A 13,587-nucleotide genomic window follows, 5' to 3' on the forward strand; every position below is an offset into this window, starting at 1 on the left:
GCGTCGGGACCTCGCCCGACGACCGCCGAGGTGGACCCGAGCGGAACTGCCGGTGGCCGGTCAACCGGCCGCGTAGCCCCCGCCCGGAAGTCTAACGGGGCGGGAAATCACGCTGCACGGGGTCTACCGGGCCGCAAGAGGTGCCTGTTGCAGGGGCACTGGCCTGCACATTCGGGGATGCGTCGGGGTGCGCTGCGGTTCCCTGCACGCGGACTTCGGATGTGCAGATCCTGTGGAGCGGTTGTCGGTATCCGCTGCATCCGGGACAATCCCCGCGCTCCTCGGGGCACCTCCTCCGGGAGGCGAGCACTCAGGCCTCATCGGCCCCACCGGCTCCAGCGGTATGGCCATCCGTGCCACCCCGCACGGCTCCGCGTCCGTCGCGTACGGCAGCAGCAGTTCGCCGCCCGCCGTCCACAGCCCGGCCCCCGCCAGCCACCCCGCCGGTGCGGGCAGTTGGCGCAGCCGCCGTCCCATGGGACGCCAGACCCCCAGCCAGGTGCCGCTCGCCGCGTCGATCCGGAACGCCACCGCGCAGCTCTCCGGTGCCAGCATCTGCCCCGGCTGGACCGCGAACGGAACCACCGCCGCTCCGCCTTCGCCCGGTTCACGGCCCCCGGAGGCGGATCCGGCGGGCCGCAGGCACTCCGGGAAGCGCACCGGCAGACTGCTGCCCAGTACGCCCCAGCCCAGCCGGTCGTGCCCCGCGGCATCCGACCGTACGAGCAGCAGCCCGCTGTCCGGGTCGGCGAGCAGCAGCCGGTCGTTGCTCTCCTCGGTGATCTGCAGGAGCGGGCCCACCTCGCCGCCCCGCTCCAGGTCGACCACCACCGTCTTCGTCCGGCCGTCCAGCTCCCGGTCCAGGGCGAGCAGCCGGCCGCCGCGGTCCAGCCAGGCGCCGCCCGTACAGCGGCCCGGAATCCGGGCGATCCGCTCGGGCCCGCCTCCGCCGCCGTGCACCAGCCACAGTCCCGTGTGCTGCTCCCCGGGTGCCAGCGCGTAACCGAGCGTCCCGTCGGGGGCGGGCGGCAGCAGGGTCAGCTCGGGCGCTTCCACGGCGCCCAGCAGGAGTTCGCCGGTACCGGGGCCCGTCGGGTAGAGCAGGGAAAGGGCGAAGCGGTCGGCGACCCGGCGCAGGATCAGCACCCGGCCGTCCGTGAGCGGCAGCAGTTCGCTGTCCGGCTCCTCGGGCTGGCTGCCCGGCAGCGGTACGGCGTACGGCTCGGGACCGCTCAGCGTCCAGCGCTCCGGGAACCAGCTGCCGTCGGCGTCGTCGTGCCGGGCGAGCCGGGCGGCGTACGAGCCGTCCGCGGCGATCGTCAGGGCGGCGCGGTGCGGGCTGTCCAGCGCCGTGGCGCCCTCGGTGGCACAGATCGTCATCGTTCGGGTCACCTCCAGTCGGCAACCGAAGCTAGTTTTCGCACTTCCGGCCGATCAACGCGAGTTGCCGCACTTCACGCATAAGGGTGGCGACTGTCCGGTTCTCCGGTGCCGGGTGGGGTGCCTGTGCTCCCGATTTCCACTGTGTTCTAAGTTAGGCGCGCCTAACCCGGTTCTTCCCCTGGAGTACGTGATGTCCCTTCGCCGCCGCGGCACCGCCGCGATAGCCCTCGCCGCCGCCGGTGCCCTGTCGCTCGCGGCCTGCGGTTCGTCCGGTACGGGCGGCAGGAGCGACGACGGGGCGGGCTCGAAGGCCGTCGCCCAGGGCGGCAAGGACTTCGCCAGGGCCGCCGAGGAGACCGCGAAGATGGGCACCGACGCCAAGCCGGGCCAGTTCCCGCGCACCGTCGAGCACGCGATGGGCGCCACCTCGCTCAAGGCCGCGCCCAAGCGGGTGGTCGTCCTCGACGTCGGCGAACTCGACAACGTCGTCTCGCTCGGCATCAAGCCGGTCGGCTACGCCCCGACCGAGGGCGACGAGGGCATCCCCGATTACCTCGCGAAGGCCGCCGGCCACCCCAAGAGCGTCGGCACCGTCAACGGCCTCAACCTGGAGGCCGTACACCAGCTCAAGCCCGACCTCATCCTGGGCAGCAAGCTGCGCGCCGAGAAGCAGTACAAGCAGCTCAGCAAGATCGCCCCGACCGTGTTCTCGATCCGCCCCGGCTTCACCTGGAAGCAGAACTACCTGCTCAACGCCGCCGCCCTGGACAAGACCGCCGAGGCCAAGGCCAAGCTGGCCGCGTACGAGACCAAGGCCGACAAGCTCGGCGCGGACATCGGCCCGAAGAAGCCGACCGTCACCATGCTGCGCTACATGCCGCAGTTCACCCGGCTGTACGCCAAGCAGTCCTTCATCGGCACGATCCTCCGGGACGTCGGCCTGCCGCGGCCCCGGAACCAGCAGATCGACGACCTCGCCACCGAGGTCAGCCCGGAGAACATCAACCAGGCCGACGCCGACTGGATCTTCACCGGCGTCTACGGGGACCCCAAGGCCACCAAGCGGGCGAGCGCCGAGGGCAACCCGCTGTGGAAGAACCTCAAGGCGGTCAAGGCCGGTCACGCCAAGAACGTCAAGGACGAGACCTGGTACCTGGGCCTCGGTGTCACGGCGGCCGACAGCGTCCTGGACGATCTGCGGGGCTTCCTGGCCAAGTAGCGGCGCGGCCGGGCGGCGGGCGGCCGCGCGGCAGGCGGCGCGGGGCCGCACCGCCGCGCCCCGCCCGCTGTCACAGCCGGGGGGTAATCTTCCCTCCGTGCCCGTACTGTCTGAAGTCCTCACCGCGCTCGACGCCCTCTGGCCCCCCGAGCGGGCCGAAGGGTGGGACGCCGTAGGCACGGTCTGCGGAGATCCCGACGCCGAGGTCCGCCGTGTGCTGTTCGCCGTCGACCCGGTCCAGGAAGTCGTCGACGAGGCGGTGAAGCTCGGCGCCGACCTCCTCGTCACCCACCACCCGCTCTATCTGCGCGGGACGACGACGGTCGCGGCCTCGACCTTCAAGGGCAAGGTCGTGCACACGCTCATCAAGCACGACATCGCCCTGCACGTCGCGCACACCAACGCCGACACCGCCGACCCCGGTGTCTCCGACGCCCTGGCGGGCGCCCTGGATCTGCGCATCCTCGGCCCGCTGGTGCCGGATGCGAGCGACCCGGCAGGCCGCCGCGGCCTGGGCCGGATCTGCGAGCTGGCGCATCCGATGACGCTCGCCGAGTTCGCCTCGTACGCCGCGGCCCGGCTGCCGGCCACCGCGCAGGGCATCCGGGCGGCCGGCGACCCGCAGCGGGAGATCCGCACCGTCGCGGTCTCCGGCGGCTCCGGCGACAGCCTCTTCGAGGACGTACGGGCGGCCGGTGTGGATGCCTTCCTCACCGCCGACCTGCGCCACCACCCGGCCTCCGAGGCCACCCAGCACACCCCGGGCGGCCCGTTGGCGCTGCTCGACGCGGCCCACTGGGCCACCGAATGGCCGTGGTGCGAGCAGGCCGCGGCCCAACTCGACGCGGTCTCCGACCGGCACGGCTGGGGACTGCGCACGCATGTCTCCCGCACGGTCACCGACCCCTGGACCGCCCACGCGGCGTCCACCCCCGTCTTCACACCCACGCACACCACAGGAGCCCCACGCTGAACGCCGCGCCCGCCGACCAGATCCGCCTCCTCGACGTCCAGGCCCTGGACGTGAGGCTCACCCAGCTCGCGCACCGGCGCAAGAACCTCCCCGAGCTGGCCGAGCTGCAGACCCTGGAGGCCGACCTCATCCAGCAGCGCGACCTGCTCGTCGCCGCGCAGACCGAGGAGAGCGACACCAGCCGCGAGCAGACCAAGGCCGAGCAGGACGTGGACCAGGTGCGCCAGCGCGCCGCCCGCGACCAGAAGCGCCTGGACTCGGGAGCGGTCACCTCCCCCAAGGACCTGGAGAACCTCCAGCACGAAATCGGCTCCCTGGCCAAGCGTCAGAGCGACCTGGAGGACGTCGTCCTGGAGGTCATGGAGCGCCGCGAGGCCGCCCAGGAGCGGGTCGCCGAGCTGACCGACCGGGTGGCGGCCATCCAGGCCAAGGTCGACGACGCCGTCGCCCGCCGCGATGCCGCGAACGGCGAGATCGACGCCGAGGCCGCCACGGTCACCAAGGAGCGCGAGCTGACCGTCGCGGACATCCCGGCCGACCTCCTCAAGCTCTACGACCGCATCCGCACCAAGGAGGGCGGCGTCGGCGCGGCCCGCCTCTACCAGCGCCGCTGCGAGGGCTGCCGCCTGGAGCTGAACATCACCGAGCTGAACGACGTGCGCACGGCCCCCTCCGACGCCGTCGTGCGGTGCGAGAACTGCAGCCGGATCCTGGTCCGTACGCCCGACTCGGGTCTGTAGGCCATGGCGCGCACGCTGATCGTCGAGGCCGACGGCGGGTCCCGGGGCAACCCGGGCCCGGCCGGCTACGGCGCGGTCGTCCTCGACCCGGAGACGGGCGAGGCGCTCGCCGAGGCCGCCGAGTTCATCGGTACCGCGACCAACAACGTCGCCGAGTACAAGGGCCTGGTGGCCGGCCTCCGGGCGGCGTACGCGCTGGATCCGCAGGCGCGCGTCCAGGTGCGGATGGACTCCAAACTGGTCGTCGAGCAGATGTCCGGGCGCTGGCAGATCAAGCACCCGGACATGAAGCCGCTGGCCGCCGAGGCCAGGGCGGTCTTCCCGGCCGGCCAGGTCTCGTACGAATGGATCCCGCGCGCGAAGAACAAGCACGCCGACCGGCTCGCCAACGAGGCGATGGACGCCGGCAAGGTGGGCAGGCAGTGGGAGCCGAGGGACTCCAGGGCGGCGCTCGCCACGGCCGGCGCGCCGGCCCGCAGCGCGGCGGCCCGTGCCGCCGACGAGGCCGCGGAGGCAGCCGGGGCACCGGAGGTCGCCGCCGCCCCGCCGCCCGGCTGGGGCGCCCCCGACCTCGGCGTCCCCGCGACCTTCGTCCTGCTGCGGCACGGCGAGACGGCGCTCACGCCCCAGAAGCGGTTCTCCGGCAGCGGCGGCAGCGATCCCGAACTCTCCGCCGCCGGCCGCCGCCAGGCCGAGGCGGCGGCCGCCGCGCTCGCCGCCCGGGGCACGATCCAGGCCGTCGCCAGCTCACCGCTGCGGCGCTGCCGGGAGACCGCCGAGACGGTCGCGGCCCGGCTCGGCCTGGAGGTCCGCACCGAAGAGGGCCTGCGCGAGACCGACTTCGGCGCCTGGGAGGGGCTGACCTTCGGCGAGGTGCGCGAGCGCTTCCCCGATGACCTCGACGCCTGGCTCGGCTCGTCCAAGGCGGCGCCCACCGGCGGCGGCGAGTCCTTCGCGACGGTCGCCCGCCGGGTCGCCGTCGCCCGCGACAAGCTCCTCGCCCGCTACGCCGGCAAGACGGTGCTGCTGGTCACGCATGTCACGCCGATCAAGACGCTGGTCCGCCTGGCGCTGGGCGCCCCGCCGGAGTCGCTGTTCCGCATGGAGCTCTCCGCGGCCTCGCTCTCCGCGGTCGCGTACTACGCGGACGGCAACGCCTCGCTGCGGCTGCTGAACGACACCTCGCATCTGCGGTGAGCGGGCAGGCGCGGTAGGCGGAGCCGGCCGGGGCGTCCGGCGGCGCGGGCGAGCGGGCCGCCGCCCCGGTGGGTGCCGCCTCCGCCGTACGTCCCTCAGACCGCCAACGCCGCCGCCTCCTGGGCGAGTCGGCGCACCCGGTCCCAGTCCTTGGCGGCCAGCGCGTCGTCTGGCAGCATCCAAGTGCCGCCCACACAGCCGACGTTCGGCAGCGCCAGATACGACGGCGCCGAGGCCAGGCTGATCCCGCCGGTCGGGCAGAAGCGGGCCCGCGGCAGCGGCCCGGCCAGCGACTTCAGATAGGCCGTGCCGCCGGCCGCCTCGGCCGGGAAGAACTTCAGCTCGGTGACGCCCTCGTCCAGCAGGGTCACCACCTCCGAGGCGGTCGACACGCCCGGCAGGAACGGGATGCCGCAGTCCCGCATCGCGCGCAGCAGCCGCGGCGACCAGCCGGGGCTCACCAGGAACTGCGCGCCGACCGCACCGGCCGCGGCGACATGCTCGGGCGTCAGCAGGGTGCCGGCGCCGACCACCGCGTCCGGCACCGCGCGGGCGATCGCCCGGATGGCGTCCAGCGCGGCGGGCGTCCGCAGGGTCACCTCGATCGCGGGCAGCCCGCCGGCGACCAGCGCCCGGGCGAGCGGTACGGCGTCGGCCGCGTCGTCCAGGACGACGACCGGAATGACGGGGGCGAGCCCGAGGACCGAGGGGGCGGACGGCACGGGGGAGGAGGCGGCGCTGGTCACGCCGCCCATGGTGCGCCCAGCGACCCACTCTCCGCAACGACCGTTGCGCATACTGCAATCGCGCCCTGAGTGGTCCGACCGGTCCGACCGGGGTGCGGTCGTGGTCCGGCCGTGGTCCGGCCGTCGTGCGGTCGTGGTCCGCCGTGGTCCGGCCCTCGTGCGGTCCCCTCGTCCCCTCCCGGGTCTACAGCTCCGTCACGATCACATCAATGGCCCACGCCGTGCCGCGCTTCGCCGGAGGCTGCGCCTCCACGGCGTACCCCAGCCCGCGCAGCGCCTCCACCAGCTCCGCCGGGCCCGCCGGCTCCAGCCCCGCGGACAGCAGGTCCCGCACCAGCCGGCCCTTGGTCGCCTTGTTGAAGTGGCTGACCACCGACCGCTTCTCCACCCCGGCCACGATCTTCGACTGGAGCACCCGCACCGTCGCGGTCCGTCCGGCCACCTCGCCCTTGGGCTTCCACGCCGTGGCGTACGCCGCGGACCGCAGATCGAGCACCAGCCCGTCCCCGGCCGCCTCCGGCATCACCTCCGCCATCGGCGCCCGCCAGTACGCGCCCAGCGTGCCGAGCCCCGGCAGCTTCACCCCCATCGAGCAGCGGTAGGACGGAATCCGGTCACCCAGCCGCACGGCGCCCCACAGCCCCGAGAACACCAGCAGCGAGCGCTCGGCCAGCTCGCGCGCCCGGGCGTCCAGGGAGCCCGCCCCGAGCGCGTCATAGAGCACCCCGGTGTAGATCTCCCCGGCCGGGCGCGTCCCGGCGGTCGGCAGTCCCGCGTTCTTGGCGATCTCACCCCTGAGGCCGTCGCTCAGCCCGAGCACCTCCTGGGCCTTGGCCTCGTCGGCCGCGCACAGCTCGACCAGCTCCTCGAACACGGCCCGGCGCGGCGCGGTCAGCCCCGGCAGCGACAGCGCACCGATGTCCAGCGGAGCCCCGGATCCTCCCGTGGCCTTCCCTTCGGACGGCGGCAACAGCACGAGCACGGTGTTCTCCTTCACGGCGGTACGGGCGGGGGTGCGGCCCCGGGAAAGCGTATGGCCTGCGGCGGACGGACGAAGAACCCGTCCACGGCCGCGGCACGCCACGCCGTACCCGCCCCTGGGCCGCCGCCCGGCCCCGTGTACGCCGCGCCACATGCGCGTGGAGGCGCCGCTCGCCCCGTGTACGCCGCGCCACATGCGCCCAGCCGCCATACGCTCGATTTCATGCCCCGTCGCCATATGCATGTGACCGACGCAGCCGAGGCCCCGCTGCGCTCCGCGCTGCGTGAGCTGCGCGGGAAGCTGGAGATCCCGGACCACTTCCCGCCCACGGCCCAGGCCGAGGCGGAGAGCGCCGCCCGCGCCCCGCGGATCCCGGCCGCCGACGGCGCGGTGGCGACCGAGCACACCCTGGAGGACGCCACCGACCTCCCGCTCTTCACCATCGACCCGCCCGGCTCCCTCGACCTCGACCAGGCCCTGTTCCTGTCCCGGCGCCCCGGGGGAGGCTTCCGGGTCCACTACGCCATCGCCGACGTGGCCTCCTTCGTGACGCCGGGCGGCGCCCTGGACGCCGAGGCACACCACCGCGTGACGACCCTCTACTTCCCCGACGAGCGCGTTCCGCTGCACCCGTACGCACTCAGCGAGGGCGCCGCCAGCCTGCTGCCCGACCAGGACCGACCGGCCGTCCTGTGGCAGTTCGACCTCGACCCGCAGGGCGTGCTGACCGCCACCTCCGTACGCCGTGCCCTGGTCCGCTCCCGGGCCAAGCTGGACTACGCGGGCGTCCAGCGGGTCATCGACGACGGGACGGCCGAGGAGCCGCTCGCCCTGCTCCGCGAGGTCGGCCTGCTGCGCGAGGAGCTGGAGGTCGCCCGCGGCGCGATCTCCCTGCACGTCCCCGAGCAGGAGATCGTCGAGCACGACGGCAGCTACACCCTCCGGTACCGCGCCCCGCTCCCCGTCTACAGCTGGAACGCCCAGATCTCCCTGCTCACCGGCATGGCCGCGGCCGAGCTGATGCTCGCCTCCGGCATCGGTGTGCTGCGCACCCTGCCCACCGCTCCGGACGGCTCGGTCGCCCGCCTCCGGCTCACCGCCCGCGCCCTGGGCATCGACTGGCCGCACCACACCTCGTACGCGGCGCTGATCCGCACCCTCGACCCGCGCCGCGCCACCCACGCCGCCTTCCTCCAGGAGTGCACCGCCCTGCTGCGCGGTGCCGGCTACACCGCCTTCGACGGCACCCCGCCCAAGGCCTCCGAGGTGCAGCACGCCGCCGTCGCCGCCCCGTACGCGCACGCCACCGCGCCGCTGCGGCGGCTGGTCGACCGCTACACCTCCGAGCTGTGCCTGGCCGCCGCGGCCGGGGAGGAGCCGGCCGACTGGGTCCGCAGCGCCCTGCCGGCCCTGCCCCGTGAGATGGAGAGCGGTACCCAGCGCGCCAACCAGGTCGAGCGGGCCTGCGTCGACCTCGTCGAGGCGGCGCTGCTGCGCGACCGGGTCGGCGAGACCTTCGAAGGCCTGGTCGTGGACATCCAGGAGAAGGAACCCACCCGGGGCACCGTCCACCTCTACGACCCGGCCGTCATCGGCGCCGTCGAAGCCACCACGGACGGGCCCGCGCTGCCCCTGGGCCGGCGCATCCAGGTCCGTTTGGCCGAGGCCGAGCCGGGCCGCGAACCGGTCCGCTTCACCCCCGTCTGACCCCGTACCCGTCCCCGGCCCCGTCCTCGGCCCCGGAAGCGTCGCAGGCCCCGGGGCGCTCGCCCGGCGCCGCCAGCTGCGCCCGCAGCGCCGCGACCGCCGCCCGCGCGTCATCGGCATGGAAGCGCACCGTACGCACCGTCTCCCGCTGCCCCAGCAGCCGTACCGCCTCGACCGGCTCGGCCAGCTCGACCGTCACCGACGTCTGCCCGCCGACCGGCAGCTCCACCAGCCCGGCCCCGGCGCCGCCCTTCGCCTTGGTTTCCTTGCTGAACCGCAGGTCATAGCGGACGGAGGCGATCCGCTCCAGCGGTATCCGCAGCTCCCGCCGTGCCCCGTCGCGCAGCCGCAGCACCCCGGCCCCCAGCACATGCGGCCGGGTCACCGCCGCCGCCTGGAACCCCAGCATCATCAGCACCGTGTACACGTCGACGACCAGCAGCACCGCCTGCGCCGCCGGCGCGCCGTCGAGCAGCACATGCATTCCGGCCGTCTCCACCGCGCACACGAACGTCAGCCCGTACACGATCGCCGCCTGCGCCGCCGCATAGGGCACGGCCAGGTCGCCCGGCGCCACCCCGATCCGCCGCCGCGCCACCCACCACCCCAGGCTCACCAGCCAGCGGGCCTCGTGGGCGGCCAGGGCGCGCAGTGCGGTGCCCCGGCTCACCGGGCACGCTCCGCCACCAGCCGGATCGCCTGTCGTACGGCCTCGGCCTGCGCGGGCGCGAAGTGCGCGTAGTACGCCGCCATGAAGCCGCCCTCCGCCTCCGCGCCCGGATCGGTCGCCCGTGCCCAGTTCTCCGCGCCGACCTCGGCGAACACCGCCTCCGGAATGCAGTCGGCGAGCGCCCGGGCGGCCCGCGCCACCCGGGGGTCGTCCGTCGCGGCCTCCGCCAGCGCGTCGAGCAGCCCGTACACCTCGTACGTCCGCGCCATCGCCCCGGGCGCCGCGGCGACCTCCGCGAGCAGCTCCGCCACCCCTCTGCCGCCCTCTCCGCGCTCTCCGCCCGCCGTCGATTCCAGCAGCGCCAGCACCTCGCGTTCCTTCGCCGCCATCGCGGGCTCCGGGCCGGGGCGCGCGGCCGAGGTACGGGCCATCTCGCCGAAGAAGGCCGCCAGTTCGTCCGACACGGGTCCCTCCGCGGGCAGCCCGCCGTGCTCCTCCGCCTGCCGCCGCAGGGCGGCCAGCCGGGCCCGCCGCCCCCGGATCTCCTCCTCCTGGCGGGCCAGATCCGCGTCCAGCGAGGCCAGCACCTCGTCCAGGTCCCGCCCCGAGTCGTCGGCGAGGACGTCGCGCACCTCGTCCAGCCCGAGCCCCAGCTCCGTCAGCCGGCGCAGGCGCGCGAGCGCGACCGCGTCGCGCAGTCCGTACTCCCGGTAGCCGTTGGCGCGGCGTTCGGGCTCGGCCAGCAGACCGAGGTGGTGGTAGTGGCGTACGGCGCGGGTACTCACGCCGACCAGACCTGCGAGCTCGCCGATTCTCATGCGCCCAGTAGAAACGTTGCCGCTGCGACAAGGTCAAGGGCGGCCCGGGAGCGCGGGCACCGGGACCGGGGGCGGCACGCGGCCCCCCGACCAGTAGGTACCATGGTCGGCACGGCGGACGAGCCGGCCGGACGGCCGCGTGGGGACCCGGGCATCTTCGGATGCGCGGATCCTCCCGAGGAACGTCCGGGCTCCACAGGGCAGGGTGGTGGGTAACACCCACCCGGGGTGACCCGCGGGACAGTGCCACAGAAAGCAGACCGCCCGTGCCGCAAGGCGCGGGTAAGGGTGAAACGGTGGTGTAAGAGACCACCAGCCTCCGAGGTGACTCGGAGGGCTAGGTAAACCCCACCCGGAGCAAGGTCAAGAGGGGGCGTCATCCGACGCCCCTGCGCGGACGTTCGAGGGCTGCCCGCCCGAGTCCGCGGGTAGACCGCACGAGGCTGCCGGCAACGACAGCCCTAGATGGATGGCCGTCTCCCCTCGGCCCGCAAGGACCGGGGGTGACAGAACCCGGCGTACAGGCCGACTCGTCCGCCTTTCCCCCTCCGGCCGTACGCGGCGTGCCGCCGTGCCGCTTTTACCGCCACTCCTCTTTCTATGCCGTGCCTCTTCTCCTGACGTAATTCGCCATGACCGTGATCACCGTGATTGGGCCCACGGCGGAAAGAATCACGAAATACCGGTGCCGCATCGCCAGGACAAGGGCGACCGTCATGAAAAGGACAAAGCCCGCCGGCAGTGGGTGCCTGTGAATACTTTGTGGACGAAAGCGGAAAAGGGGTGAGGGCGGTGTCGGCCTGAATTGGCCGACACCGCCCTCACCCCGGCGCTGTGTACGCAGGCGGGCTCAGCCGCGGCGGTCGCCGACTTACTGCGCCGCTTCTACCAGTCCGCTCCCGACGCGGAGAAGCTGCGCTCGGCGCCCGAAGCCGTACAGCAGACCGCCCTGCCGAACTGCCGGGTCGAGTACGTGATCCCCGTCGTGGACGATCCGGGGCGCTGGATCAGCATCACCTTCTCCACACCGGGCGACGGCGATCTCAACAGTGAATTCACCGGTGTGCTGGTCGAGTTGTTCGACGCGGTGGTCGGCGCCTTCAGATGGAGTGATGAGTGAGCTGGCTCAACGTCAAGCACGCGATGGAGCTGCCCCCTTGGAACCGTATCCCGCTCAGGTGGCCGGAACCGGGCCTTGAGGACGTCGATGAGGCACAGACGCCGGAGGCGTGGGCGCGCTACTTCGCCGAGGGCCTCTGGGAGGATTTCGCGTCGGAGAAGCCAGCACCGGGCGAAGTCGACCTGCTGACCGACATCCTGTTGATGTATGCCCTCAGGGCCCCCGCGGCCTTTCCGGACTTCGAGGTCTTCCTGCATCTCCCGCACCCGAGGGACATCCCGCTTCCGGTGTATGTCGACCTGGTGGAGATCGAGGAGGGCGAAGACCGGGAAACGGCACTCCGTGCGCTGACCCATGCCGATGCGGGCTACGCCATCGAGCCCCCCATCGTCGAGGACTTCGACTCCCCGCATCTGGGAACCGGCCTGCGAGTGCTGCGCTACTACCAGGACCAGGACCAGGACCAGGACAGCAACGAGGTGCACGTCGGCCTCCGTTACGCCTGGCGCTACGAGAAGGGCACGGAAGCCGCGGACGTCCTGGTCATCCTGGCCGATCCCGACGCCGGCCGGATCCTCAGGGCCCTCGATGACATCGACGAATTCGCCCGCACCAATCGGATCAGCCCGGATGATGAAATCGAAATCGATACGTGGAACTCATGATCCCCGTCGAGTCCGGTGGAGATTCTTTCGACGCCGTCACGACCACCACCTTCCACTGGAGCACAGCACGAGCATTCCGTACGCACTCGACTTCACCGAAGACCCGGAAGAGTGGATTCCCGTCCCGATCCTCGAAGGGAGGGGAGCCGACCGGCAGCGGCGGAAGTGGGCGAAGAAGTCCGCAGAGTTGCGCTGGGCCCTTGAGGACGCGGGCCCTCGTGACAAGTCGCAGGTGAAGGAGCTGGCGCGCATGCTTGAGGGCTTCTCCGAGCAGTTTCCGCAGAAGATCCCCATGCACTACATGTTTCTGTACGCTCCGGATCTCCGCAGACACCTCGTGCCGTTCTTCTTCTACGGGGCCCGGTCGGAAGGGCCGGTGGAGCAGGTCCTGGACACGCTGGTGCAACGCAATGAGCCAGGAGCCGCGCAGGATCCCCATATCGAGGACTTCACCACCGACAACCTCGGCAGGGGGCTGCGCTCCATCCGCCACTTCGTGCCGAAGGGCGGCGAATCTCTCGGCATGTCGGTCAACTACGGGTGGCGCGTCGCGTCTTATGGCATCGACCTGTCCATGCGCACCGTCAGCGACGACCTCGGCTGGGTGTCCGCGAATATCGACGCGTTCGACGCATTCGCTCGCAGCCTGAAGGTGGTGCACCCGAACGACATCGTCGTTGACTGACGGCAAGAAGGCAGAAGGCAGAAGGCAGAAGGCGGCCCGGCGCGCGCCGTCAGTCGGCCCGTACGAAGCTGAGCAGGACGCCGGTGCCGAGCCACGGCTCGACTCCGCAGCACTCCCAGCCTTCGCGCTCAATGGCCCGGATCGTTTCGTCGACTCCGCGGTCCGCCCTCCTGGCGGCCCGTTTCCCGTACACCGGCCTGTTGAGGTAGAGCTGCACCGTGTGCGTCATGTCTCCTGCTTCCCGCGCCTTGCGGGCGTCGCGGGCCATGCCCCACAGGTCGCGTCGCTTCATGCTCGTCATGTGGTACCTCCGTGTCGTCCGGCCGGGCCGGTCCCGTGCCAGGTCCTCCCATTCGGCGTGATCGGCGACCGCGCACACCGCCGAGTTCCGGCTGGGCAGGTCGGTGGCGACCAGGACCTGACGTCCGTCGTCCCGCCGCGCCCAGGCGCTCCAGGCCCCCGCGCCGCCCTCCACGCGGCCGACGACCGAGCCGCCGGCAACACAGATCCGGCAGCTCCCGTCGTCGTCGCCGTACAGGACGAGGCCGCAACGGCCCAGGAGCAGGGCGACCTCAGGGGTCATGGCACCTCCGCGGGTCGGGCGCACCCGGCGCCGGTCGCAGGCCGTGGCCGTGCCGTCCCCCGTACGGCACAGCGACGACCGCGGTTCCTGCGCTGCCTT

At 72.8% G+C, this 13,587-nt stretch carries 14 protein-coding genes and 1 other RNA gene; 9 read left to right on the plus strand and 6 right to left on the minus strand.

The window, feature by feature from the left end; all coding sequences use genetic code 11:
• Positions 1-123: 123 nt before the first annotated feature.
• Positions 124-1,380, minus strand: a complete 1,257-nt coding sequence (locus ACWD6P_RS19195) for a hypothetical protein (protein ID WP_451445298.1) — start codon at positions 1,378-1,380, stop codon at positions 124-126.
• Positions 1,381-1,573: 193 nt separating this feature from the next.
• Between ACWD6P_RS19195 and ACWD6P_RS19200 the strand changes: the two genes are divergently transcribed.
• The 4 genes from ACWD6P_RS19200 to ACWD6P_RS19215 all read left to right on the plus strand — a co-directional run bounded on the left by ACWD6P_RS19200 (position 1,574) and on the right by ACWD6P_RS19215 (position 5,512).
• Positions 1,574-2,602, plus strand: a complete 1,029-nt coding sequence (locus ACWD6P_RS19200) for an ABC transporter substrate-binding protein (protein WP_451445299.1) — start codon at positions 1,574-1,576, stop codon at positions 2,600-2,602.
• A gap of 97 nt (positions 2,603-2,699) precedes the next feature.
• Positions 2,700-3,575, plus strand: a complete 876-nt coding sequence (locus ACWD6P_RS19205) for a Nif3-like dinuclear metal center hexameric protein (RefSeq protein ID WP_451445300.1) — start codon at positions 2,700-2,702, stop codon at positions 3,573-3,575.
• A complete protein-coding gene (locus ACWD6P_RS19210; RefSeq protein ID WP_451445346.1) occupies positions 3,572-4,315 on the plus strand; it encodes a zinc ribbon domain-containing protein in 744 nt (247 codons plus the stop codon). The genes ACWD6P_RS19205 and ACWD6P_RS19210 overlap by 4 nt, the downstream gene beginning before the upstream one ends.
• A 3-nt stretch (positions 4,316-4,318) precedes the next feature.
• Positions 4,319-5,512 (plus strand): bifunctional RNase H/acid phosphatase, encoded by a 1,194-nt coding sequence (locus ACWD6P_RS19215; protein ID WP_451445301.1) that lies wholly within the window; start codon positions 4,319-4,321, stop codon positions 5,510-5,512.
• 95 nt (positions 5,513-5,607) lie between these two features.
• On the opposite strand, the gene ACWD6P_RS19220 is transcribed toward ACWD6P_RS19215, so the two are convergent.
• A complete protein-coding gene (locus tag ACWD6P_RS19220; RefSeq protein ID WP_451445347.1) occupies positions 5,608-6,267 on the minus strand; it encodes a bifunctional 4-hydroxy-2-oxoglutarate aldolase/2-dehydro-3-deoxy-phosphogluconate aldolase in 660 nt (219 codons plus the stop codon).
• 175 nt (positions 6,268-6,442) lie between these two features.
• Complete coding sequence (gene yaaA, locus ACWD6P_RS19225) at positions 6,443-7,240, minus strand: peroxide stress protein YaaA (RefSeq protein WP_451445302.1); 798 nt, start codon at positions 7,238-7,240, stop codon at positions 6,443-6,445.
• Between the two features lie 222 nt (positions 7,241-7,462).
• Between yaaA and ACWD6P_RS19230 the strand changes: the two genes are divergently transcribed.
• On the plus strand, positions 7,463-8,947 hold the full coding sequence (locus tag ACWD6P_RS19230) for an RNB domain-containing ribonuclease (RefSeq protein ID WP_451445303.1): 1,485 nt from the start codon (positions 7,463-7,465) through the stop codon (positions 8,945-8,947).
• Here ACWD6P_RS19230 and ACWD6P_RS19235 read toward each other — a convergent pair.
• Entirely contained in the window at positions 8,934-9,617 is a 684-nt protein-coding gene (locus ACWD6P_RS19235; protein ID WP_451445304.1) for a hypothetical protein, read from the minus strand. The two genes, ACWD6P_RS19230 and ACWD6P_RS19235, sit on opposite strands and share 14 nt — an antisense overlap.
• Complete coding sequence (locus ACWD6P_RS19240) at positions 9,614-10,435, minus strand: MerR family transcriptional regulator (RefSeq protein WP_451445305.1); 822 nt, start codon at positions 10,433-10,435, stop codon at positions 9,614-9,616. The genes ACWD6P_RS19235 and ACWD6P_RS19240 overlap by 4 nt, the downstream gene beginning before the upstream one ends.
• 119 nt (positions 10,436-10,554) lie before the next feature.
• Between ACWD6P_RS19240 and rnpB the strand changes: the two genes are divergently transcribed.
• The 4 genes from rnpB to ACWD6P_RS19260 all read left to right on the plus strand — a co-directional run bounded on the left by rnpB (position 10,555) and on the right by ACWD6P_RS19260 (position 12,905).
• An RNA gene (rnpB, locus tag ACWD6P_RS19245) (RNase P RNA component class A) lies at positions 10,555-10,972 on the plus strand.
• Positions 10,973-11,240: 268 nt separating this feature from the next.
• Positions 11,241-11,555, plus strand: a complete 315-nt coding sequence (locus tag ACWD6P_RS19250; protein ID WP_451445306.1) for a hypothetical protein — start codon at positions 11,241-11,243, stop codon at positions 11,553-11,555.
• On the plus strand, positions 11,552-12,220 hold the full coding sequence (locus ACWD6P_RS19255) for a hypothetical protein (RefSeq protein WP_451445307.1): 669 nt from the start codon (positions 11,552-11,554) through the stop codon (positions 12,218-12,220). Before ACWD6P_RS19250 ends, ACWD6P_RS19255 begins: the two co-directional genes overlap by 4 nt.
• A 232-nt stretch (positions 12,221-12,452) precedes the next feature.
• Entirely contained in the window at positions 12,453-12,905 is a 453-nt protein-coding gene (locus ACWD6P_RS19260; RefSeq protein ID WP_451445308.1) for a hypothetical protein, read from the plus strand.
• Positions 12,906-12,954: 49 nt separating this feature from the next.
• Here ACWD6P_RS19260 and ACWD6P_RS19265 read toward each other — a convergent pair whose 3' ends face one another.
• Positions 12,955-13,488 carry a hypothetical protein gene (locus tag ACWD6P_RS19265; protein ID WP_451445309.1) on the minus strand — a complete coding sequence of 178 codons (534 nt, stop codon included), beginning with the start codon at positions 13,486-13,488 and terminating at the stop codon, positions 12,955-12,957.
• Between the last annotated feature and the right edge of the window lie 99 nt (positions 13,489-13,587).

The organism is Streptomyces sp. NPDC002446, assembly GCF_053595675.1.

Bases quoted from the DNA above. Each gene is read 5' to 3' on its own strand.
- ACWD6P_RS19195 (WP_451445298.1), bottom strand. From the start codon at position 1,380: ATGACGATCTGTGCCACCGAGGGCGCCACGGCGCTGGACAGCCCGCAC.
- ACWD6P_RS19200 (WP_451445299.1), top strand. From the start codon at position 1,574: ATGTCCCTTCGCCGCCGCGGCACCGCCGCGATAGCCCTCGCCGCCGCC.
- ACWD6P_RS19215 (WP_451445301.1), top strand. From the start codon at position 4,319: ATGGCGCGCACGCTGATCGTCGAGGCCGACGGCGGGTCCCGGGGCAAC.
- ACWD6P_RS19220 (WP_451445347.1), bottom strand. From the start codon at position 6,267: ATGGGCGGCGTGACCAGCGCCGCCTCCTCCCCCGTGCCGTCCGCCCCC.
- ACWD6P_RS19230 (WP_451445303.1), top strand. From the start codon at position 7,463: ATGCCCCGTCGCCATATGCATGTGACCGACGCAGCCGAGGCCCCGCTG.
- ACWD6P_RS19240 (WP_451445305.1), bottom strand. From the start codon at position 10,435: ATGAGAATCGGCGAGCTCGCAGGTCTGGTCGGCGTGAGTACCCGCGCC.
- ACWD6P_RS19265 (WP_451445309.1), bottom strand. From the start codon at position 13,488: ATGACCCCTGAGGTCGCCCTGCTCCTGGGCCGTTGCGGCCTCGTCCTG.